The 422-nt window shown below is 54.3% G+C and carries 1 pseudogene; it reads right to left on the reverse strand.

Annotated features, from left to right (window positions below):
- Positions 1-139 precede the first annotated feature (139 nt).
- Positions 140-422: pseudogene (locus tag GVL50_RS28555) on the reverse strand (hypothetical protein); the annotation flags it as partial.

The following is a 422-nucleotide window of genomic DNA, read 5'->3' on the forward strand; positions in this document are numbered from 1 at the left end:
TAAGAGACAGGTCTGGGTAAGCATGCAAAGTCCTTGTAGGAGTGAGCCTGCTCGCGATGGCGGTGGGTCATTCAATGTTGATGTTGGCTGGATAGACGTTATCGCGAGCAGGCTCACTCCTACAGGGGTGGGCGATTTTTCATAACCCGCCGAAGCCTGCGAACCATGGGAACACGATGTTGCCTTTATGCCCTTTGTAGTGGGCTTTTTGGCTGAGCTGCTTGCGGCAGAGGATCCAGCTGATGAAGGCGGGGAGGAAGATCAGGTTGATCAGCCACTGGAAGGGGTTGGTTGATTGGTAAAGGATGGCGGCCAGGATGTTGATCAGGACGAGGCCCATGATGATGAGGTTGTAGTGGATGTGCCTGCGTTTGATGGCGGCAAAGCTTTCCCAGTCATCGATGAGCCAGTCGTGGGAGAAG

Source organism: Pseudomonas sp. 18058 (genome assembly GCF_902706155.1).
GTDB classification, from domain to species: domain Bacteria; phylum Pseudomonadota; class Gammaproteobacteria; order Pseudomonadales; family Pseudomonadaceae; genus Aquipseudomonas; species Aquipseudomonas rustica.